The sequence below is a fragment of the Klebsiella sp. F11 genome, assembly GCF_056712265.1.
Window position 1 is genome coordinate 4900517 of record NZ_CM160060.1, and the last position, 21965, is coordinate 4922481.

The window sequence follows — 21965 nt, forward strand, 5'->3', positions numbered from 1 at the left end:
TAAAGAGATGAATAAAATGAAAAAAATGATTGTACTGCTGGCCGGGATATTTTTCTGCAGCGGGGTTTCGGCTGCACGGCTATGCTCTTATACCGATTATGCGGGTAATGAGGGTCCCAATGGTGGCACAGAAGAGCGTCAGGGTATGACGCTGTATCCATATATATCGGCCGATCCGACGCTTCCGGTTGGTTCAATTCTTTATAGCCGAACGATAGGCGGGATGAATCTACACCACCGACTCTATAATTGCGATCCGGGGGCGCAATATATCGTCGTCGTGAACAGGCCAGCGGTTCCGGGGCTAACCGTCCGCGGCATGCCGGTTTATGAAACCGGCGCTCCCGGCATTGGTATTCAGTTCAGCGGTAATGCCTTCAATCGATAGAAAACCATGATATGCTACTGGTATTTAGGGCTTTCTATGGCTACCGTTACTGTTCATTGTCCTCGTTGCCATTCCGATTCTGTTTATCGCCATGGGCACAGCTGTTCCGGGCACGAGCGCTTTCGTTGCCGGTCATGTCGCCGCGTTTTTCAGCTGGCTTATACCTATGAAGCCAGAAAACCCGGTGTAAAAGAACAGATAGTTGAACTGGCACACAACGGTGCCGGCGTCCGCGATACCGCCAGAGTTCTTAAGGTCGGTATCAATACCGTCATACGGACATTAAAAAGCTCTCGCCGTCCCGGATAACCGCTTCTCCTGTCGCTCATGCCGATGTGGCACTCATCTGCGAGCTTGATGAGCAGTGGGGCTTTGTTGGCAGTAAAGCCCGGCAGCACTGGCTCTGGTATGCTTACAATACCAAAACGGGTGGCGTACTGGCTTATACTTTCGGCCCACGTACCGATGAGACATGTCGGGAACTGTTGGCCCTGTTGACGCCCTTTAGCATCGGCATGATTACCAGCGATAACTGGGGCAGTTATGCCAGAGAGGTGCCGAAGGAGATACATCTGACTGGTAAAATTTTCACACAGCGCATTGAGCGAAACAATCTGACGCTGCGAACCCGTATCAAGCGGCTGGCACGCAAAACAATATGTTTTTCACGTTCCATCGAATTGCACGAAAAGGTCATCGGTGCCTTCATCGAAAAGTACATGTTCTACTGATTGGAGGCATTACCCAGTGTCTTTGAAATCAGTGAGTTGTATATTCGGCTAGTGATAGAAAATTTTTCGCGCAAATATTAACCGATCAAATAAGGATTAACAAATGGAATTTAACTATGTTCCGCTATAGAAAATCCATATCACAACGCGAGAAATGCGAGGGATATCTATTTATTTCAGCAAGATCCATAAATAGATTATCAGTTTGTTTCCAGGTTGGCATTGATGTAACCAGGTATAAATTCAAATGCATCCCGACAGGCCTGAAAAATGTTACCAGATTGCTTAATTTATTAAGTATTCCAGCCGGTAAACCATACCATTATTAATTCGGCAAGCTATCCGCCGGCGGCATATTTAGCAAGCTTCCGCCCCTGGTTCTTCATTTTTGGATGGCCAGATGCATGAAATAGTTAACGCAAATGTTAAAAGACGCTGGAGTATTGCGACGCCGGCCACCACGCTCTCCAGAAATATATTAAAACATTCATTAACCTTCCGAAAATATTGGCAGCCTCAGCAGACTGAAAATAACGACTGATAACATCTATATATTAAGAAAGGATGTTACCAGACGGCGCCGTTATTTAATTAATTTTAAACACCCAAATAACAACCGACAAGCATTTCATTTACCCGCGGGTATTCAGGTTTAAAACACGCGGCACCTTTATACAGGCCCCGATCACAAATCAGCCAGAACGCTAAAGCCTTCGCTATCACCGGCGTTGACGGCGTGTCCGATGCGGAACGCCATTCCCGGCGATCGTTACCGTCCGTCTTGACGCAGAAGAGCAAAACGCCGGACAAACTGGCACTCTCGGGCAGAATGACTAAGCTTAGTCAGGTAAACGGTTAATTCTACTTAGAGGGAGCGTATATGGGATTCTGGAGAGTTGTTTTAACGATTATTCTGCCGCCGCTTGGCGTACTGTTGGGTAAAGGATTCGGCTGGGCGTTTATTCTTAACATCGTGCTCACGCTGCTGGGCTATATTCCCGGCCTGATTCACGCGTTCTGGGTGCAAACCCGCGATTAACCGCCCCCCGCCATTACGGCGCCCAGGCGCCGTGCTTTATGCCAGGTCACTTTTCGCCACGCTGGCCTGCTACTAACATCTCTTTTTCATGCCGACGACGCCGCTGAACGGTTTGCGATACGGGCGACCGCTGAGAGCATGAAATTGAAATCCCCACCCGCCAACGAATAAACCCGCCCGCTCGCCGCCTTGTGCAATATTACAAAGCCGTTCCAATTTTGTTGAATTTTTGTTGTGAAGCATTCAGCAATTTCCGCTGCGGAAATTCTCCAGACTACGACAAGCCATCATGCTATGTCAGGAGAGACAAATGAGCAGCACCTCCGCCGACTTTCACAATTTATACCAGGCCTTGCGCCACAGCGCCTCACGCCGCCCGGACGCCCTGGCGCTGGCGTTTGAAGATCAGCGCTATCGCTACCGCGATTTCCACCAGCGGGTACAGCAGACCATGGCGCAGCTCGACCGCGTCTGGTCATTACGCAAAGGCGATCGTATTTTGCTGGCCTGGGGCAATCACCCGGCCTTTTGCGAGATCTTTTTCGCCGCCCTCGCCCTGGGCATCGAAGTGATCCCCTTCAGCACTAAGCTAAAACAGGCCGAAAGCGAGGAGCTGGTGGGCCATATCGCTCCCCAGGCGGTGTTATTCGATGCCAGCTTACAGGACTGGCTGGGGCACACGGCAAACGCGCGCTGCGTTGCGCTCACCGACTGGCAGGCGCTGACGCTGCCCGCCGCTTTACCGGAGCTGCCGGTGCAGGTGACCCGCGACGACACGGCGATAATGATGTTTACCTCCGGCACCACCGGCGAGCCCAAGGGCGCCATCATCACCCACGGCAACCTGCTGTGCGCCATCGACGCCTATGCGCAAAAGCTGAATCTGACGGAGGCAGACAGCACCATTCTGGCGGTACCGATCTATCACATCACCGGGCTGTCGGCGCTGCTGGCCCTGTTTATCACCCTCGGCGCGAGCATCTGGCTGCAGCAGCGTTTTAACGCCCCTGAGGTACTCAACACCCTGCGCGAGCAGAACATCACCTTTCTGCACGGCTCGCCGACGGTGTTTATCCTGCTCTGCCAGGCGGCGCGGGCGCGCAATGCCCTCCAGCCCACCACCTGGCCTTCGCTACGCGCCATCGCCTGCGGCGCGGGCCACCTGAACGAGGGGCTGATCGGCGAGTTAAAAACGCTGTTTCCGAATACCGCCATTCACCCGATCTACGGGCTGACCGAAACCACCTCCCCGGCCACCATTTTCCCGGTCGACGTCTGGGACAATGAGAAGCGCGGCAGTTCAGGACAGGCGATCCCCGGTCTGGCCATCCGCATTCTCGACGATAGCCAGCAGCCTCTCCCCAGCCGGCAGATCGGCCATATCTGGCTGAAAGGGGACGTGGTGATCCGCGAATACTGGCAGCGCAGCGAACGGCGCCCCAGCTGCGACGCGCAGGGCTGGTTCTGCACCGGCGATCTCGGCTATCTCGATGAGGAGGGCTGGCTGTATATCAAGGATCGCAGCAAGGACATGATCAATCGCGGCGGCGAGAAGATTTACTCCCTTGAGCTGGAAAACATTATTTCGACCCATCAGGGGGTGCGCGAAGTCGCGGTGATCCCCGCCCCCAGCCCGGTGTATGGCGAAGAGCCGGTGGCGTTTATCGTCCCTGACGCGCACTCCCACCTCACCAGCGAGGAGATCCTTGCCTGGCTGAGAGTGAAGATCGCCCGCTTCAAGCTCCCGGCCCGCATCATCTTTACCCGCACCCTGCCGCGCACCCATAACGGCAAGGTCAGCAAGCGGCAGCTCAAAACGCGGCTTGCGGAATCTATCACCAGCCTGACGACGGAGGAGAAAAAGTGAGCAGCAGGTTTATCAGCGCCCGCGAGGCGGCGCAGCTTATCCGCAGCGGCGACACGGTTTGTACCGTCGGCATGACGCTTATCGGCGCGGCGGAATCCATTCTGCAGGCCATCGAAGCGCGCTTTCTGGCAACCGATGCGCCGCGCGACCTGACCCTGATGCACGCCGCCGGGCAGAGCGATCGCCAGCGCGGCAACCAGCACTTCGCCCATCCGGGGATGGTCCGCCGTATTATCGGCTCCCACTGGGGGCTGGCGCCGCGCTGGATGGCGATGATCAATAACAACGACGTAGAGGCCTGGTGCCTGCCGCAGGGGCAAATGGTCCACCTGTACGGGGCGATGGCCGCCGGCCTGCCGGGACGGCTTTCCCCCGTCGGGCTGGGCACCTTTGTCGATCCGCGCATCGAGGGCGGACGCATGAATGCCCGTACCCGCGAGCAGCCCAACCTGATCGAACATGTCGAATTTCGCGGCGCAGAGTATCTCTTCTACCCGGCGATCCCGCTGGATGTGGTGATTGTGCGCGGCACCCACGCCGACGAGGCGGGCAACCTCACCACCGACGAAGAGGCGATGAAGCTGGAAGTGCTGCACGCCGTCCTCGCCGCCAAACGCTACGGCGCGAAGGTGCTGGCGCAGGTGAAATACCGCGTAGCGACGGGCTCGCTGCATCCGAAAAGCGTGACCGTGCCCGGAACGCTGATCGACGCCATCGTCGTCTGCGACGAGCCGGAGACGAATCATCGTCAGACCTCCGGCTGGGCGTTCGACCCGGCATTCTGCGGCGATATCCGCCTGCCCGCGGCGCAGAATGCCCCGCTGCCGCTGGACCTGCGCAAGCTGATCGGCCGCATCGCCTGCCGCTACCTGACGCCCGGCTGCGTCATCAACCTCGGCACCGGCATTCCCAACGACGTCATCGGCGCCATCGTCCACGAAGAACGGCTTGGCGATCGGGTCACTATCACGGTGGAGTCGGGCATCTACGGCGGGCAGCAGGCCGGCGGCACCGATTTCGGCATCGGCTGCAACCTGAGCGCGATGATCAGCCACCAGGACCAGATGCTCTATTACAACGGCGCAGGGGTGGACATCACCTTTATGGGCGCCGGGGAAATGGACCCATGCGGCCACGTCAACGCCACGCGCCTCGGCGCCTCCTGCCCCGGCGCCGGCGGCTTTATCGACATCACCCAGAACGCGCGCCACGTGGTGTTCTGCTCCTCCTTCACCGCTAAAGGGCTGGAGATCGCCTGCGAAGGGGGGGCGCTGCGCATCGTCCGCGAAGGCGAGGTGCGCAAGTTCGTCACCCGCGTCAACCAGATCTCCTATAACGGCGAGCTGGCCCGCGCGAAGGGGCAAACCATGCATTACGTTACCGAACGCGCGGTGTTCGAGCTGCGCCCTGAGGGGCCGGTACTGACGGAGATCGCCCCCGGCGTCGATCTGCAACGCGACATCCTTGCGCACATGGATTTTCGCCCGTTAATCGCCCCGGAGCTGACCGTGATGGACAGCGCGCTGTTTCAGCCCGCCCCCTGCGGGCTGGCGCAGCGCCTCTCCCCCGATTCATCATCACACACGTAAGGAACCGTTTATGAAACTTGCCACTAAAACCGCCATTGTCACCGGCGCCGCACGCGGCATCGGCTTTGGCATCGCCCAAATACTCGCCAGCGAAGGGGCGCGCGTGGTCATCGCCGATCGCGACGACCACGGCGAGGCCGCGGCCGCCGCCCTGCGCGACGCGGGCGCGGAGGCGCTCTTCATCAGCTGCAACATCAGTGAAAAAGCGCAGGTCGAAGCCCTGTTCGCCGAGGCGGAAACGGCGTTCGGCCCGGTGGATATTCTGGTCAATAACGCCGGGATCAACCGCGACGCTATGCTGCACAAGCTGACGGAAGAGAACTGGGATACGGTAATCGACGTCAATCTGAAAGGGACCTTCTTCTGCATGCAGCAGGCCGCCATCCGCATGCGCGAGCGCGGCGCGGGCCGCATCATCAACATCGCCTCCGCCAGCTGGCTGGGCAACATCGGGCAAACCAACTACGCCGCCTCGAAGGCGGGCGTGGTGGGGATGACCAAAACAGCCTGCCGCGAGCTGGCGAAAAAAGGGGTGACGGTAAACGCCATCTGCCCCGGATTTATCGATACCGATATGACCCGCGGCGTGCCGGAAAACGTCTGGCAAATCATGATCGACAAAATTCCGGCGGGTTACGCCGGCGAGGCGAAAGACGTCGGCGAATGCGTGGCGTTTCTTGCCTCCGAAGGGGCCCGCTACATCAACGGCGAGGTAATTAACGTCGGCGGCGGCATGATTCTGTAAGGAGAAAAACCATGGCACAGGCCAATGATATTGTGATCGTCAGCGGCGTACGCACCGCGATAGGAACCTTCAACGGCAGTCTGAAACATACCCACCAGCACGATCTCGGCGCGGCGACGATCCGCGAAGCGGTACGGCGCGCCGGGCTGGCGCCGCAGGAGGTGGATGAGGTGATCGTCGGCAACGTCGGACAGATCGCCGAAAGCGGCTTTATCGCCCGCGTCTGCCAGCTGCGGGCCGGGATCCCGCAGGAGAGCACCGCCTATTCGGTCAACCGCCAGTGCGGCTCCGGGCTGCAGGCGCTGGCGGACGGCATGATGGAGCTGCAGAGCGGCCAGGCGGAGGTGGTGGTCGCCTGCGGGACCGAGAACATGACGCAGCTGCCCTACTACCTGCGCAAAGCCCGCGACGGCTATCGCATGGGCAACGGCGAGCTGGAGGATGGGCTGATCTCCATCCTGACCTGGCCGGAAGGGCCCTATCACAACGGCATGACCGCCGAAAACGTGGCGGAGCGCTTCGGTATCACCCGCGAAGCGATGGACGATTTCGCCTGGGACAGCCAGCAAAAGGCGTTGAAAGCGATTGAACTGGGCCGCTTTCGCGAGCAGATCCTGGCGCTGGAAGTGCCGGACGGCAAAAAAGCGACCCGCTGGTTCGATACCGACGAACATCCGCGCGATACCCCGCGCGCAAAACTCGCCGCCCTGCGTCCGGCGTTCAAAAAAGACGGCGTGATCACCGCGGCCAACTCCTCCGGGATTAACGACGGCGCGGCGGCGCTGGTGATGATGACGCGCCGGCAGGCGGAGCAACGCGGTTTAACGCCGCGGATGCGCATTCGCGGCTGGGCGGTGGCAGGCTGCGGCGCCGACATTATGGGCTTTGGTCCCGCCCCCGCCACCCGTCGCCTGATGGATCGGCTCAATCTGGACGTGCAGTCCATCGATCTGGTGGAGCTCAACGAGGCCTTCGCCGCCCAGGCGCTGGCGGTGATCAACGATCTGCGCCTCGATCCGGCGCGGGTTAACGTCAACGGCGGCGCGATTGCGCTGGGCCATCCGGTCGGCGCCAGCGGCGCGATCCTGCCGGTCAAGCTGATGTACGAAATGGAGCGCAGCGGCGCGCGCACCGGTCTGGTGACCATGTGCATCGGCGGCGGACAGGGTATTTCGATGCTGTTTGAGCGCGAAGGAGCGTAGAAAAACGGCCCGAAGTAGGGCTTCGGGCCGGGCGTCGTTCGGGTCAGCGCCCGGCGACAACCTGAGAGCTGACATGCGGGATCGGCACGATCCCGGCAAGGCTTCTGACCACGATTACGGGGAAATAATAACCATGTCCGCAATAAATGAAAAGGCGATGAGCGATACGCCGCTCCGGCAAACGCATAAAAAGATCTACCGTCATTTGATGCCGCTGCTGATCGTGGCGTACATCATCAGCTTTATCGACCGCACCAATATCGGCATGGCGAAAGCCAGCATGTCGGTGGATATTGGCCTCTCCGCGACCGCCTTTGGGCTGGGCGCGGGGCTGTTTTTCCTCTCCTACTCGGTACTGGAGATCCCCAGCAACCTGTTTCTGACGAAGATCGGCGCCCGCCGCTGGATCGCCCGCATCATGATCACCTGGGGGATCATCTCCTGCGCGATGGCCTTCGTGACCGGGCCAACGTCGTTTTACATTATGCGCCTGCTGCTGGGGGCCGCGGAAGCGGGTCTCTATCCCGGCATCATCTACTATCTGACGCTGTGGTTTGGCCGGGAGGAGCGCACCAAGGCCACCGGCCTGTTTCTGCTCGGGGTCTGCTTAGCCAACATCATCGGCGCGCCGCTGGGCGGGCTGCTGCTGAATCTCGACGGCGCGGCGGGCTGGCACGGCTGGCAGTGGATGTTCTTTATTGAGGGCCTCCCGGCGATCCTCCTCTCCGTCATCGTGTGGCGCAAGCTGCCGGATAAGCCCGCGGATGCGCCGTGGCTGAATGCCGAAGATATCCGGGCGATCGACGCCGATCTCGCCCGCGAAGCGCGGGAGACCAGCCAGGCTCCCGCCCGTTTTTCCCTCAAAACCGCCCTCACCACCCGCGTATTCCTGCTGCTGGTGCTGATCTACTTTACCCATCAGTTCTCGGTATACGGACTGAGCTACTTCCTGCCGGGGATCATCGGCAGCTGGGGGCAGCTGACGCCGCTGCACATCGGTTTTCTGACCGCCATTCCGTGGGTGGCCGCCGCCTGCGGCGGGGTGCTGCTGCCGCGCTTCGCCCGCACGGAACAGCGCTCGCGCCGCATGCTGATGGCGGGCTACCTGGTGATGGCGATCGGTATGGCGATTGGCGCCACCGGCGGCCATAGCGTCGCCCTGCTCGGCTTCTCGCTGGCCGCCTTCATGTTCTTCGCCATGCAATCCATCATCTTCAACTGGCTACCTTCGATCATGAGCGGCCATATGCTGGCGGGCAGCTTCGGCCTGCTCAACTGTCTTGGCCTGTGCGGCGGTTTTCTGGGGCCTTTTATCCTCGGCGCCTTTGAGGATCGTACCGGTTCCGCCACCTCCGGGCTGTGGTTCGCCGTGGCGCTGTTGATCGTCGGCGCGCTGGTGGCGCTCTTTATTCAACGCCAACCCTCACATACCGCCGCCGCGGCCAGGCCCGCAGGCGGAGAAAAAATTTAACCAGGAGACAATCATGCGCATTGAAGTGTTGCTGGATTTAAAAACCCGGCTCGGCGAAAGCCCGGTCTGGGACGTAGAACAACAGCGGCTCTGGTGGGTGGACAGTCAGGACGGGCGGCTATTCGCCTGCAACGCGCAGGGCGGCGCGATTCAGAGCTGGGACGTGCGGCAGAAAATCGGCTCCTTCGCCCTGCGCCAGAACGGCGCAGGCGCGGTGGTGGCGCTGCAGCACGGCGTGCATCTCCTCGATTTCGCCAGCGGCGAACTTGAGCTGCTGCATCACCCGGAAGCGGACCGACCTTTCAACCGCCTGAACGACGGCAAGGTGGACCGCCAGGGGCGCTTTCTCTTCGGTTCGATGGATATGCGCGAAGAGGAGCCGAGCGGCGCGCTGTATCGCCTGGATGCGGATCTGTCGCTGCACGTGCTCAAGGAGAACATCATCGTCTCCAACGCCCCCTGCTGGAGTCCGTCGGGCGAGACCTTCTACTTCGCCGACACCTGGACCGGCGAGATCCGCGCCTGGGACTACGACGCCGCCAGCGGCAACCTCTCCCGCGAGCGGGTGTTCTGCGAGGTGGATCGCAGCGAAGGCGGCGCGGCGGACGGCGCCACCGTGGACAGCGAAGGCTGCCTGTGGAATGCGCTGGTCTACGCCGGCAAGCTGGTGCGCTATACGCCGGAGGGCAAGGTGGACCGCATTATCGAGATGCCGGTGAAGAAAGTCACCAGCGTGATGTTCGGCGGGGAAAACCTCGATGTGCTGTATGTGACCTCGATGGCGCAGCCGCCGCTGCCGCGTTTCCCGGAAGATAATCAGCTGCGCGGCAGCCTGTTCGCCATTTACGGACTGGGCATCACCGGCGTAGCGGAGCGGCGCTTCATTGGTTAAATGAATATCCGTTTCGCCGTCAAAATAATAATACCCGGTGAACTTACTCTGACCCTGACAACAAGCGGCGCCCATCACGCTGTCGCGGCGCCGTGGAGCAAACACTATGACAACGATTAATCAAACGCCTGCCAGCGAAAAAGGCGTGAAAAAGCAGCTAATACATCGCTTCTCCTGGGTTTCCCTGCTGGTGTGCTGGCTGATCTGGGTGCTTAACGCCTACGATCGCGAAATGATCCTGCGCCTCGGGCCGGTCATCTCAAAGGAGTTTTCCCTCTCCCCGGAACAGTGGGGTAACCTGGTGGCGCTGATCATGGTCGCCCTGGCGATCCTCGACATCCCCGGTTCGATCTGGAGCGATCGCTATGGCTCCGGCTGGAAACGCGCGCGTTTTCAGGTGCCGCTGGTGCTGGGCTACACCGCCCTGTCGTTCATTTCCGGGATTAAAGCCATCAGCCACGGACTGACCACCTTCGTGCTGCAGCGGGTCGGGGTGAACCTCGGCGCGGGCTGGGGCGAACCGGTCGGCGTCAGCAATACCGCCGAATGGTGGCCGAAAGAGAAACGCGGCTTCGCGCTGGGGGTCCACCATACCGGCTATCCGATCGGCGCGCTGCTGAGCGGGGTGGTCGCCAGCCTGGTGCTGACCACCTTCGGCGAAGGCAGCTGGCGCTACTGCTTCCTGCTGGCGCTGATTGTCGCCATCCCGCTGATGATCTTCTGGGCGAAGTATTCCACCGCCGACCGTATCACCACCCTTTACCAGCACATCGAGCAGCAGGGGATGACGCGCCCGGCGACGCAGGACAGCAGCCATGTCGCAAAAGGCGAAGGGATGCGGACCTTCCTGCGCACCTTGCGTAACCGCAATATCTCGCTTACCGCGGGCAACACCCTGCTGACGCAGATTGTCTATATGGGCATTAACGTCGTCCTGCCGCCCTATCTGTACCACGTCTCCGGCCTGTCTCTGGCCTCCGCCGCCGGGTTAAGCATCGTCTTTACCCTCACCGGCACCCTGGGCCAGGTGATCTGGCCGTGGCTGTCGGACAGCCTGGGCCGCAAGCGCACGCTGATCATCTGCGGACTGTGGATGAGTATCGGCATCGCGCTGTTCTACTTCGCCACCAATATGCCGCGGCTGATCGCCATCCAGCTCTTTTTCGGCCTGGTCGCCAACGCCGTATGGCCGATCTACTACGCTATGGCGTCGGATTCCGCCGATGAACGCGCCACCTCCACCGCCAACGGCATCATCACCACCGCGATGTTTATCGGCGGCGGGGTTTCCCCTCTGCTGATGGGCTGGCTGATCCAGCTGGGCGGCGGCTGGTCGAACCCGGCGGGCTATATTTACGCCTTCTTCACCATGGCGGGATGCGCCCTGCTGGGCATGCTGCTTCAGCTAATGACCACCGATAAAACGCCGCGCCAGGCGTCGTAAACCAGGAGAACCCATGAAAATTGTCATCGCGCTGGATTCGTTCAAAGGCAGCTGTAGCGCGCAGGCGGCCTGCGCCGCGGTCGCCAGCGGGCTACGCCGCGTCGGCGCGCCGCTGACGCTGGTGGAAATGCCGGTGTCGGACGGCGGCGAAGGATTGCTGGCAACGCTGGCGGAAAGCCCGCAGCTCGGCGCCGCGACCTGGCAGCGGCACCTTTGCCGCGATCCCTACGGCCAGCCCGTCGAGGCGGCGTTGCTGCTGCTGCCCGGCGGCCAGGCGATTATCGAGATGGCGCAAAGCTGCGGGCTGGAGCTCACCCCTGCGGCGCGGCGGGACGCGCGCCGCGCCAGCAGCTACGGTCTGGGCCAACAGGTGAAAGCGGCGCTGGACGCCGGCTGCCGGCGGCTGATTATCGGGCTGGGGGGCAGCGCCACCAACGATGGCGGCATCGGCTTCGCCCAGGCGCTCGGCGCGCGCTTCTGGTGCGCAGACGGTTCGCTGCTGCCGGCCGCCGCCGCGGGACAGGATCTGGCGCGCATTCAGCGCATCGACCTGCGCGAACTGGACCCGCGCCTGCGCCATATCGAGGTGCAGGCCTCCTGCGACGTCAGCAACCCGCTGCTGGGCGAACAGGGCGCCACCTGGATTTACGGCGCGCAAAAGGGGGCGGACAGCGCCGCGCTCAGCGAGCTGGAAGCGGGGATGACCCACTATAACCGGCAGCTAACGCAGACGCTGGGCTACGACGTCGGCGCCTTAAGCGGCGCCGGAGCGGCGGGCGGAATGGGCGCCGCGCTGATGGCCTACGCCGGCGCCACGCTGCGCCCCGGGATCGAGCTGGTACTGGAGCTGCTAAACGCCGATAGTCACCTCGCCGACGCTGCGCTGGCCATCGTCGGCGAAGGCTGGCTCGATCGCCAGAGCGCGTTCGGCAAAGCGCCGGTGGGGGTGGCGAACGCCGCCGCGCGCCGCGGCGTACCGGTGATCGCCCTGTGCGGCGGGCGGGATGACACCAGCCAGCAGCTTTACCAATATCATATTGACGCCATGTGGTCGATCTGCCCGCGGCCGATGCCGCTGGCGGAATCAATGAGCGCCTGCGAAAAGCTGCTCGCCGACGCGGCGGAAAATGTGCTTCGAACCTTTTTATGCGGGCAACGGCGGAATGAACACGAGCGGATAACAGCATGATTATTACAACAGCGCTGGCTAATGAGATCGTCACCCGGGCAATGGCGATCATCCATCACAACGTCAACGTGATCGATCATCACGGACAGATTATTGCCTCCGGAGAACGCCATCGTATTGGCGAACAGCACGAGATCGCCCGCGAGGTGATCCGCACCGGAAAGCGCATTTGCATCCATAACACCGCGGAAGCGGCGCGCTTTCAGAACGTCCATCCCGGTATTAATCATCCGATTATTTTTGCCGATCGGGTGGTGATGGTGGTGGGGATCAGCGGCGATCCGTCGGCGATCAGCCGCTATGCCGAGCTGGCGGTGCTTACCGCCGAACTGCTGGTGCGCCAGGCGATGGAGATGCGCGAAACCAACTGGCGGCAGCGCCTGCGCGACACTCTGTTCTGCCAGTATCTTGAGCAGGGCGAGAGCCACCCGGGCCAGGAGGCCCTGCGCCGCCTGGCGGAGCTGGGCTTCACCTTCGACACGCCGCTGGTGCCGGTGGTGGTCACCATCCAGGTGGAACAGCGCCATCTGAGCGAGATCCTGAGCACGCTGTTGCGCGAGTTCTCGCAGCTGGCCGGGGTCAGGGAGGTGATCCTGCTGGGCAGTAACGAAATCCTGATCCTCGATGCGCTGAACGAGCCGCAGGAGACGTTGCTCAAGGGGATCGAGTTTATCCTCAGCACCCAGATCAGCCATTATCACATCGGCGTTGGCGTACAGGCGGATAGCGCGCCCGACATTCGCGAGGCGATTCGGTTCGCCCGTTCGGTGATAGAAGTGGGCAGCAAAGTGCAGCCGCAGCGGCAGATCTACTATTTCCGCGAAATGGCGATGCTGTGCCTGTTTCGGGTGCTGGAAGACAGCTATATGGTCAACTTCTTTAACAACAACGTGCGGCAGCTGCTGGAGCATGATTCCGGCGAAGCGCTGCTGGATACGCTGGCCTGTTTTATCGCCAATAACGCCGAACCGGGCAAGACCTCGCTGCAGCTGGGGATCCACCGCAATACCCTCACCTACCGGCTACAGCAGATTAAAAAGCATATCCAGCTGGATCCGATGGTGTTTACCGACCTGGTGCAGCTCTCGGTGTCGGTTCATTGCTACCGGCGGCAGAACCCGCGGCAGAGCGAGTGGATTGATACGCTGAGCTGAGGCGACAACGAAAGAGACATGCCGCGAAGGAAAATGCACGCATCGCCCCCTAAGCCTGCACCGCGCCAGGGATACCGCCCCATCGCGGTGCAATACGGCAAAAGCGAAAAATCTAACCTAATGATCTCTCAGCACTTTAAAAATGGCATGAATTTTTCATATCGAATATATACAAGCCGGGGCAACCCTTAAGCCTTGTCCCCATTAAATATCGACAGGTAATGAAGCCTGATTGTCCTGCTAAGGACGATCGGGCTTTTTTTATTGTGGAGAGCGCACGCACGTGAAAACCATTGATATCGGCATTCTGCTGTCCACGGAGGGGACCTACAGCCACATGGCGAACAGCGCGCTGGCCGGTACGCTTCATGCGCTGGCGGAAATCAACGCCGATCCCACTTATCCGTTTCAGATTCAGGCCCGACATATTAATCCTGCCGGCGATCTGGCGGCCTACGGCGAGGCCGTGTGTTCCTTTATCGACCAGGGCATCCGCCATATCTTCGGCACCATCACCTCCGCCAGCCGGAAGGAGATCATTCCGGACCTGGAACAGCATAACCTTCTGCTGTGGTACGGCTCGCCTTACGAAGGGTTCGAAAGCTGCGAACAGGTGGTCTATCTCGGCGGCTGCCCGAATCAGACCCTGCTGCCGCTGCTGCGGCTGGCGCTGGAGACGTTCGGCACTCGCGCCTGGCTGGCCGGCTCTAACTACGTCTGGGGCTGGGAGAGCAACCGCATCGCACGCGAGGTTGTGGAAGCCTCCGGCGGCACGGTAGTCGGGGAAAAATATCTGCATCTGAGAAACCGCGGCGTAGCCGAGCTGGTGGAGGCGATTCTCAGCGCAGAGGTCGATTTTGTCCTCAACAATCTGGTGGGCGAAAGCGCTTACGCTTTTCTCCGCGCGCTGGACGAAGCCTGCATTCAAGAGCGGCGGACGTTAGCCGTGCTCAGCTGTAACTTTACCGAGGCCGAAGTGGCTGAAGTCGCGCCGCTGCGGGCGGTGCGTCTGCTCTCCTGCGGCCCGTTTTTTGAAAGCGTCGATCCCGACTTTTGCGCCCGGCAGCGCCTGCAGCACGGCGCGCGGCGCATTTCCCACTATTACATCGGCGCCTGGAGGGCGGTAAGGCTGTTCGCCGACAGCCTGCGTCAGGCCGGAGACAGCCGGCCGGACGCGGTGCTGGCAGCCCTACATCGCCAGTATGATGCCCGTTCGCCGGGCGCGCTCGCGGTGCTGGCGCAAAATAACCACGCCTGCCTGCCCTGCTATATCGCAGAGCTGCAACAAACCCACTTTCAGATTTTACATAGCGAATCGCAGCCGGTGATGCCCGACCCCTATCTTTCTGCCACCGACCTGCGCCAGGGCCGGACGGTTTCCGCCAGACCTGACCTGAGGATTGTGAAATGAAAACGCTACTCTCCCCGGATTTTGATGCTCAGCCGCTCCTGCTGGTGGACTGCGAAGCGAGGAGCCGCGAAGCGCTGGAAAAGAACCTGACGCGGATGGGCATTCGCTGGCATCACCTGACGGCGGATGACGCAGCGCCGCCGCTCGCCCCCTGCGCGGTGCTGGTGGAGCTGGAAGCGTTCGCCAGCCCGCTAACCCTGCAGCAGGTCAATCTGGCGGGGATACCGGTAATCGCACTGACCTCCCACGAAGGGCTTTCCCAGGTACAGCGCGCGCTGGATCTCGGCGCCACGGCGATCCTCACCAAACCCATTACCCAGCGGGCTATCTACACCACGCTGATGATGGCGGTGGGATTGCGCCAGCAGCTCCATGACGCCCAGCAGCAGCAGGCGTTGCTGCGCCAGCGTCTGGCGGCAGTGCCGCAGATTACCCGGGCGCTGGCGGCGCTGATGCTGGCGGAAAACATCGACGAACAGCAGGCCTGGGTTCGTCTGCGCACGGAATCAATGCGTAGCAACCAGCCGGTGGCGCAGGTGGCGCAGCAGTGGTTACTGCGGATAACGCCAGGCGAGCGGGGGACGCGATGAGCCAGGTCGGATATCTTCTGCGGCGACCCGCGCTGCTGCTCTCGCTGCTGTTTATTCTGCTGGTGGTGCTGGCTGCGCTGTTCGCCCCCTGGCTCGCCCCTTTCGATCCCGATGAACAGTTTGTCGAAGGATTAAGTCTGGAGGGCGCGCCGCTTCCGCCCAACGCCACGTACTGGCTGGGCACCGATCTGCTGGGGCGCGATCTGTTTTCGCGGCTGATTTACGGCGCACGCACCTCGCTGCTGATCGGCGTCGTCGCTAACGGCATTGCGGTGCTGACCGGCGTACTGGTAGGGCTAAGCGCCGGCTATTTGCAGGGGCGTATCGGAGGACTGCTGATGCGCTTTACCGACCTGATGATGGCGTTTCCGGCGCTGCTGCTGGCGATTGCGCTGGCGGCTATTTTCCAGCCCAGCGTCTGGATCGTGGCGATGGTGATCGCCATGGTGAACTGGGTGCAGATCGCGCGGGTTATCTACGCCGAAACCAGCGCCCTGAGCGCGCGCGACTTTATCGCCGTAGAACGCACCCTCGGCGCCGGTACCTTACGCATTCTCGGCGTGCATTTAATTCCGCATCTGGTGCCGACGGTGCTGGTCTGGGCCACGCTGGGCATCTCCACGACGGTACTGCTGGAGGCCACCCTCTCGTTTCTCGGGGTGGGGGTACAACCGCCGACCGCGAGCTGGGGCAACATCATCTTTGAAAGCCAGACCTGGTTCACCTCGGCCCCGTGGCTGGTGTTCTTTCCCGGCGCGGCGATCGTGCTGCTGTCGCTCTCTTTCAACATTGCTGGCGACGCCCTGCGCGATGCCCTCGATCCCGGCTTAAAAAGGAGAAGCTGATGCTGTTTCTGGGAAAACGTCTGCTGCACGCGCTGCTGATCCTGCTCGGCGTCACGCTAATCTGCTACCTGCTGCTGTTTATGCTGCCCGCCGATCCGGCACGCCAGATAGCCGGGCGCAGCGCCACGCCGGAAGTGGTTGAAAGCATTCGCCATCAGCTGGGACTAGACCTACCGTTTTATCAGCAGTATTTCCGCTACCTGACGGGACTGCTGCATGGCGATCTGGGGCGCTCTTTCATTCAGCGTAGCGAAGTAAGCGAGCTGGTTTCCGCCCGCATCGGGCCGTCGCTGCAGCTAATGGCGGCGGGGATTGTCTGCGAACTGGTGCTGGGCATCGTCTTCGGCACCCTGGCGGCGCTAAAACGCGGCGGGCTGGCTGACCGACTGCTGATGGCGCTCTCCTTTGTCGGCGTTTCGGCGCCGCAGTTCATCGCCGCGATGCTGTTTCTCTATCTCTTCGCCGTGGTGCTCAACTGGTTCCCGATGGGAGGCTACGGCGGCTTCAGCCATCTGGCGCTACCGGCGCTCACCCTTGGCCTGCTCGGCAGCGGCTGGTATTCGCGAATGTTGCGCTCGTCAATGATTGAGGTACTGCAGCAGGACTTTATCCGCACCGCGCGGGCCAAAGGGCTGGGCAGGACACGCGTACTGCTGCGTCACGTACTGCCGAATGCCGTACTGCCGCTGATCCCGATGATTGGCATTGATATCGGTATTTTTATGGGCGGACTGGTGGTGGTTGAGTCGGTCTTCGGCTGGCCGGGCATCGGCCAGCTGGCCTGGCAGGCGATTCAACAGGTGGATATTCCGGTGATTGTCGGGGTAACCACCGTCTCAGCGGTTGCCATTGTGGGCGGCAACCTTATTGCGGATCTGGTACTGCCGTGGGTCGATCCGCGCATTGATGTCAAAAAGTAGCAGGGGAAAATAATGAAAAAAGCATTACTGACGATGGCGATCGCCGCGGCCTGTTTCTCTTATGGCGCGCAGGCTGACGAGAAGACCGGCGGCGATATCGTGGTGACCTACCAGAACGACGTGGCGACGCTCGACCCGGCCATTGGCTACGACTGGCAAAACTGGTCGATGATCAAAAGCTTGTTTGACGGCCTGATGGATTACCGTCCCGGCACCACCGAGCTGGTGAACGATCTGGCGGAAAGCTACGCCATTTCCGACGACGGCAAGGTCTATACCTTCGTGCTGCGCAAGGGGGTGAAATTCCACAATGGCCGGGAAGTGACGGCGGCGGACGTGAAATATTCACTGGAGCGCACGGTTAACCCGAAAACCCAGAGTCCGGGCGCCGGGTTCTTCAGCCCCATCGCGGGCTATGACGAAGAGGCCAACGGTAAAACCACAACCCTGAGCGGTATCGAGGCGGTGAACGATCGTACTGTGAAGATCACCCTGAAAGAGCCTAACGCCACCTTCCTGCACGTACTGGCGCTGAACTTCGCGTCAGTGGTTCCCCGCGAGGAAGTCGAAAAATGGGGCGCGGATTTCGGCAAACACCCGGTCGGCAGCGGCGCGTTTGAACTCCAGGAGTGGAAACTGGGTCAGGAGCTGATCTTCCGCAAGAACCCGAACTACTTTAAACCCGGCGTGCCGCGGCTGGATCGCATTAAGTTCGAAATGGGGCAGGATCCCTCGGTCGCGCTGCTGCGCCTGGAAAAAGGCGAAGTGGATATTGCCGGCGACGGCGTGCCGCCCGCGCAGTTCCTGGCATTTAAAAACAACCCGGCTTATAAGGGCCTGATGGTCACCGGCGACCAGCTGCAGACCGGCTACGTGACGATGAAAACCACGCTGCCGCCCTTCGATAACCTTAAAGTCCGCCAGGCCGTAAACACGGCGGTAAACAAAGCTCGCATCGTGCGCATCATCAATGGACGCGCGGCGCCGGCCAACCAGCCGCTGCCGCCCGCCATGCCTGGCTACGACAAGGCTTATCAGGGGTTCAGTTACGATCCGGCGAAAGCGAAGCAACTGCTCAGCGAAGCAGGCTTCCCCAACGGTTTCGCCACCGAGCTTTATGTGATGAACACCGACCCGCAGCCGCGTATCGCCCAGTCCATCCAGCAGGATCTGGCGAAAGTGGGCATTCGCGTCAGCATCAAATCTCTGGCGCAGGCCAGCGTGATTGCGGCAGGCGGCTCCGCCAGCCAGGCGCCGATGGTGTGGTCCGGCGGTATGGCGTGGATTGCCGACTTCCCGGATCCATCCAACTTCTACGGCCCGATTCTGGGCTGCGCCGGCGCGGTAGATGGCGGCTGGAACTGGGCGCGCTACTGCAATAAAACGCTGGATGCGCAGGCGGCGGCCGCGGACAGCATGGTGAAACCAGACCAGCAGGACGCGCGCATTGCAGCCTGGCGCAAAATCTTCACCTCCGCGATGGACGACGCGCCCTGGGTACCGGTGTTTAACGAGAAGCGCTACACCGTGCATTCCGCGCGCATGGGCGGCGAAGACGCGCTCTATGTGGACCCGGTACATGTGCCGGTTAACTACGACTATATCGGGCTGAAATAATTTGCTGGCGCCGTGCCGCCATTACCGCGGCGGCGCCGCTGTTTAAAGGGGAGTTAAGATGTGCCAAAACTGTCTGGTAAAAACCATTCACCATGCTCAGCACCATTTCGGCTGGGACAATAGCCTCAGCCCGGCGGCGCGCGTAGCCTCCGGCAGCCAGTTGGAGTTTCACTGTCTGGATGCGTCTAACGGCTGGTTCAATCCCGTCTCCGCCGCAGCGGATATCTCTACGCTGCCGTTCGATAAGCTCAACCCGGTCAGCGGCCCAATCTATGTGGAAGGCGCCCGGCCGGGCGACGCGCTGAAGGTGACGCTGGAATCATTTCGTCCCGGCGGCTTTGGCTGGACCGCCAATATTCCCGGCTTCGGCCTGCTGGCCGATCAGTTTCCCGATCCAGCGCTGACGCTCTGGCAGTATGACAGCCAAAGCTTAACTCCCTGCGCTTTTGGCCGCTATGGCCGCGTGCCGCTGAAGCCCTTCGCCGGAACCATCGGCGTCGCGCCTGCCGCCACAGGCCACCATTCGGTGGTGCCGCCGCGCCGCGTGGGCGGTAATCTGGATATTCGCGATCTGGCCGCCGGCTGCACGTTATGGCTACCGGTGGAAGTGGAAGGCGCGCTGTTTTCTATTGGCGACACCCACGCCGCGCAGGGCGACGGCGAAGTCTGCGGCACGGCGATAGAAAGCGCCATGGACGTAGTAGTGACGCTGGAAGTGGTTAAAGATATGCCACTGAAAACCCCGCGTTTTGCCACGCCCGGCCCGGTCACCGACCATCTGGATCGGCACGGCTACAACGCTTTTACCGGCATTGGCCCGGATCTGATGACCGCCGCGCGGGACGCGGTGAGCTATACCATCGATGCGCTGTGCCGCGAACAAGGGATGTCGGCGGAGGAGGCCTATATGCTCTGCTCGGTATGCGGCGATCTGCGCATTAGCGAAATCGTCGACCAGCCTAACTGGGTGGTGTCGTTCTATTTTCCCAACAGCGTGTTTAATTAGGAGCGCTATGTCAGCAGCTATGTTTACGGCGCCGCTGCTCTCGGTGGAGCGCCTGTCGATCCAGTTTGGCGCGCAGCGGGTGGTAGATGACGTCAGCTTCGCGCTCTGGCCAGGCAAAACCCTGTGCATCGCCGGGGAGTCAGGCAGCGGTAAGTCGCTAACCTCGCTGGCGATCATGGGGCTGCTTCCTGAAGAGGCGCAGATTCCGGGCGGCGCGATTATTTTCGCTAATCAGGATCTGCTCAGCCTGCCTGAGCGGCAAATGCAGCAGCTGCGCGGCAAATCGATGGCCATGATTTTTCAGGAGCCGATGACCTCGCTCAACCCGCTGATGACGGTGGGCCAACAGTTGGAAGAGACGCTGCAACGCCACGAAGCGCTGGGCCGCCGCGAACGGCGTAGCCGGGTCAGCACGATGCTGGATGCGGTCAAACTCAGCCACGTCGAAAAGCGTCTGCAGCAGTATCCGCACGAGCTTTCCGGCGGCATGCGTCAGCGGGTAATGATCGCGATGGCGATGCTGTGCCAGCCGCAGGTGCTGATCGCCGATGAACCGACCACCGCGCTGGATGTCACAATCCAGGCGCAGATCCTCGATTTGATGCGTGAACTCCAGCAGGAGTTTTCCACCAGCCTGCTGCTGATCACGCACGATATGGGCGTGGTGGCGGAAATGGCCGATGACGTGCTGGTAATGAATCACGGCAACATTATCGAGCAGGCTCCGGTAGAAACGCTGTTTACCGCGCCGCAGCAGCCCTATACCCGCCAGCTGTTACAGGCGGTGCCGGTGCTGGGCCAGGCGCCCGCGCTGGCGCCGGTTGAACAGACCCAGCCACTGCTCAGCGTCCGCGACCTCTGCGTGCGCTTTCCGGTGCGCGGCGATGGCCTGCGCGTGCGTCGGGAAGTCCACGCCGTAGAAGGCGTTAGCTTCGATCTTTTCCCCGGCGAAACGCTGGGCATCGTCGGCGAAAGCGGCTGCGGGAAATCCACGACGGCGAAGGCGTTGATGAATATGGTGCCGTTTAGCGGCAGCGCGCGGCTTAACGGGCAGGAGCTGCACGGCCTGCAGGGCGAGGCATTAAGATCCGTGCGGCGTGATTTGCAGATGGTGTTTCAGGATCCCTGGGCGGCGCTCAATCCGCGCAAAACCATTTTCGAACTGGTAGGCGAGCCGCTGCTGATCCACGAACAGCTGCCCATCCCCCGGCGTCGCGAACGGGTGGCGCAGCTGTTGCAGCAGGTCGGCCTGCCCGCTGAGGCGATGCAACGCTATCCGCACCAGTTCTCCGGCGGCCAGCGCCAGCGCATCTGCATTGCCCGCGCCCTGGCGCTGAACCCGAAAGTGATAATCGCCGATGAGTCGGTTTCGGCGCTGGATGTGTCGGTACAGGCGCAGGTGCTGACGCTACTGGAGGATCTACGCCTGCGCCATCAGCTCAGCTACCTGTTTATTTCCCATGATATGGCAGTGGTAGAGCGCATCTGCCATCGGGTGGCGGTGATGTTTGGCGGCCAGATCGTGGAGATCGGCCCACGCGATCGGGTGCTGCGCCATCCGCAGCACCCTTATACCCGACATTTGCTTAGCGCCGTTCCTATGCCGGAGGTCGCGCACCAACGGGAACCCCGTATCGCCAGCGCGATGCCGGAGCGCCCTGACCCCATCAAACCCCTCGGCTGGCAGAGTGCGCAGCAGCGCTTTACCGATTTTGGCGACGGGCACCTCGCGGCTTGCTGAGCGGATCGTGCGTGAAGCCGGCGGGCGCTGAGCGCCCGGCACGGCCTGACGTCAGTAGCAAAGCGCACCCTCCACGGCGATGCAACGTTGCCCCAACTGCCGCCGCGTTCAGCGGTCAATCCCG

General features: G+C 61.1%; 19 protein-coding genes. All 19 read left to right on the forward strand.

What is annotated here, in order from left to right; all coding sequences use genetic code 11:
* Positions 1–7: 7 nt before the first annotated feature.
* The 19 genes from AC1M2H_RS24100 (at position 8) to AC1M2H_RS24190 (ending at position 21841) form a co-directional block, all read left to right on the forward strand.
* Entirely contained in the window at positions 8–388 is a 381-nt protein-coding gene (locus tag AC1M2H_RS24100) for a hypothetical protein (protein ID WP_480149360.1), read from the forward strand.
* Between the two features lie 36 nt (positions 389–424).
* Positions 425–1119, forward strand: a protein-coding gene (locus AC1M2H_RS24105; RefSeq protein WP_480147781.1) for an IS1 family transposase whose coding sequence is annotated in 2 segments (ribosomal slippage) — positions 425–671 and positions 671–1119 — 696 coding nt in all. Because the reading frame shifts where the segments join, the coding sequence is not laid out codon by codon here.
* An 880-nt stretch (positions 1120–1999) separates the two neighbouring features.
* On the forward strand, positions 2000–2158 hold the full coding sequence (locus tag AC1M2H_RS24110; RefSeq protein WP_041143845.1) for a YqaE/Pmp3 family membrane protein: 159 nt from the start codon (positions 2000–2002) through the stop codon (positions 2156–2158).
* 310 nt (positions 2159–2468) lie between these two features.
* Positions 2469–4025 (forward strand): class I adenylate-forming enzyme family protein, encoded by a 1557-nt coding sequence (locus AC1M2H_RS24115; RefSeq protein WP_480149361.1) that lies wholly within the window; start codon positions 2469–2471, stop codon positions 4023–4025.
* Positions 4022–5614, forward strand: a complete 1593-nt coding sequence (locus tag AC1M2H_RS24120; RefSeq protein WP_480149362.1) for an acyl CoA:acetate/3-ketoacid CoA transferase — start codon at positions 4022–4024, stop codon at positions 5612–5614. The genes AC1M2H_RS24115 and AC1M2H_RS24120 overlap by 4 nt, the downstream gene beginning before the upstream one ends.
* 10 nt (positions 5615–5624) lie before the next feature.
* Entirely contained in the window at positions 5625–6359 is a 735-nt protein-coding gene (gene fabG / locus AC1M2H_RS24125; RefSeq protein ID WP_480149363.1) for a 3-oxoacyl-ACP reductase FabG, read from the forward strand.
* An 11-nt stretch (positions 6360–6370) separates the two neighbouring features.
* Positions 6371–7561, forward strand: coding sequence for a thiolase family protein (locus AC1M2H_RS24130; protein ID WP_480149364.1), 1191 nt, complete (start codon positions 6371–6373; stop codon positions 7559–7561).
* A 133-nt stretch (positions 7562–7694) separates the two neighbouring features.
* A complete protein-coding gene (locus AC1M2H_RS24135) occupies positions 7695–9032 on the forward strand; it encodes an MFS transporter (RefSeq protein ID WP_480149365.1) in 1338 nt (445 codons plus the stop codon).
* 13 nt (positions 9033–9045) lie between these two features.
* On the forward strand, positions 9046–9924 hold the full coding sequence (locus AC1M2H_RS24140) for an SMP-30/gluconolactonase/LRE family protein (protein WP_480149366.1): 879 nt from the start codon (positions 9046–9048) through the stop codon (positions 9922–9924).
* 106 nt (positions 9925–10030) lie between these two features.
* A complete protein-coding gene (locus AC1M2H_RS24145) occupies positions 10031–11368 on the forward strand; it encodes an MFS transporter (RefSeq protein WP_480149367.1) in 1338 nt (445 codons plus the stop codon).
* 13 nt (positions 11369–11381) lie between these two features.
* Positions 11382–12557 (forward strand): glycerate kinase, encoded by a 1176-nt coding sequence (locus AC1M2H_RS24150; RefSeq protein ID WP_480149368.1) that lies wholly within the window; start codon positions 11382–11384, stop codon positions 12555–12557.
* Complete coding sequence (locus tag AC1M2H_RS24155; RefSeq protein WP_132513954.1) at positions 12554–13711, forward strand: CdaR family transcriptional regulator; 1158 nt, start codon at positions 12554–12556, stop codon at positions 13709–13711. Before AC1M2H_RS24150 ends, AC1M2H_RS24155 begins: the two co-directional genes overlap by 4 nt.
* 283 nt (positions 13712–13994) lie before the next feature.
* Entirely contained in the window at positions 13995–15122 is a 1128-nt protein-coding gene (locus AC1M2H_RS24160) for a transporter substrate-binding protein (protein WP_480149370.1), read from the forward strand.
* The gene (locus AC1M2H_RS24165; protein ID WP_480149371.1) at positions 15119–15712 is read left to right on the forward strand and encodes an ANTAR domain-containing response regulator; all 594 of its coding nucleotides are present in this window, start codon (positions 15119–15121) and stop codon (positions 15710–15712) included. The genes AC1M2H_RS24160 and AC1M2H_RS24165 overlap by 4 nt, the downstream gene beginning before the upstream one ends.
* A complete protein-coding gene (locus tag AC1M2H_RS24170; protein ID WP_480149372.1) occupies positions 15709–16557 on the forward strand; it encodes an ABC transporter permease in 849 nt (282 codons plus the stop codon). The genes AC1M2H_RS24165 and AC1M2H_RS24170 overlap by 4 nt, the downstream gene beginning before the upstream one ends.
* On the forward strand, positions 16557–17477 hold the full coding sequence (locus AC1M2H_RS24175; protein ID WP_480149373.1) for an ABC transporter permease: 921 nt from the start codon (positions 16557–16559) through the stop codon (positions 17475–17477). The genes AC1M2H_RS24170 and AC1M2H_RS24175 overlap by 1 nt, the downstream gene beginning before the upstream one ends.
* A gap of 12 nt (positions 17478–17489) precedes the next feature.
* Positions 17490–19094, forward strand: coding sequence for an ABC transporter substrate-binding protein (locus tag AC1M2H_RS24180; RefSeq protein ID WP_480149374.1), 1605 nt, complete (start codon positions 17490–17492; stop codon positions 19092–19094).
* 58 nt (positions 19095–19152) lie between these two features.
* The gene (locus AC1M2H_RS24185; protein ID WP_480149375.1) at positions 19153–20100 is read left to right on the forward strand and encodes an acetamidase/formamidase family protein; all 948 of its coding nucleotides are present in this window, start codon (positions 19153–19155) and stop codon (positions 20098–20100) included.
* 7 nt (positions 20101–20107) lie between these two features.
* Positions 20108–21841 (forward strand): ABC transporter ATP-binding protein, encoded by a 1734-nt coding sequence (locus AC1M2H_RS24190; RefSeq protein WP_480149376.1) that lies wholly within the window; start codon positions 20108–20110, stop codon positions 21839–21841.
* Positions 21842–21965 lie beyond the last annotated feature (124 nt).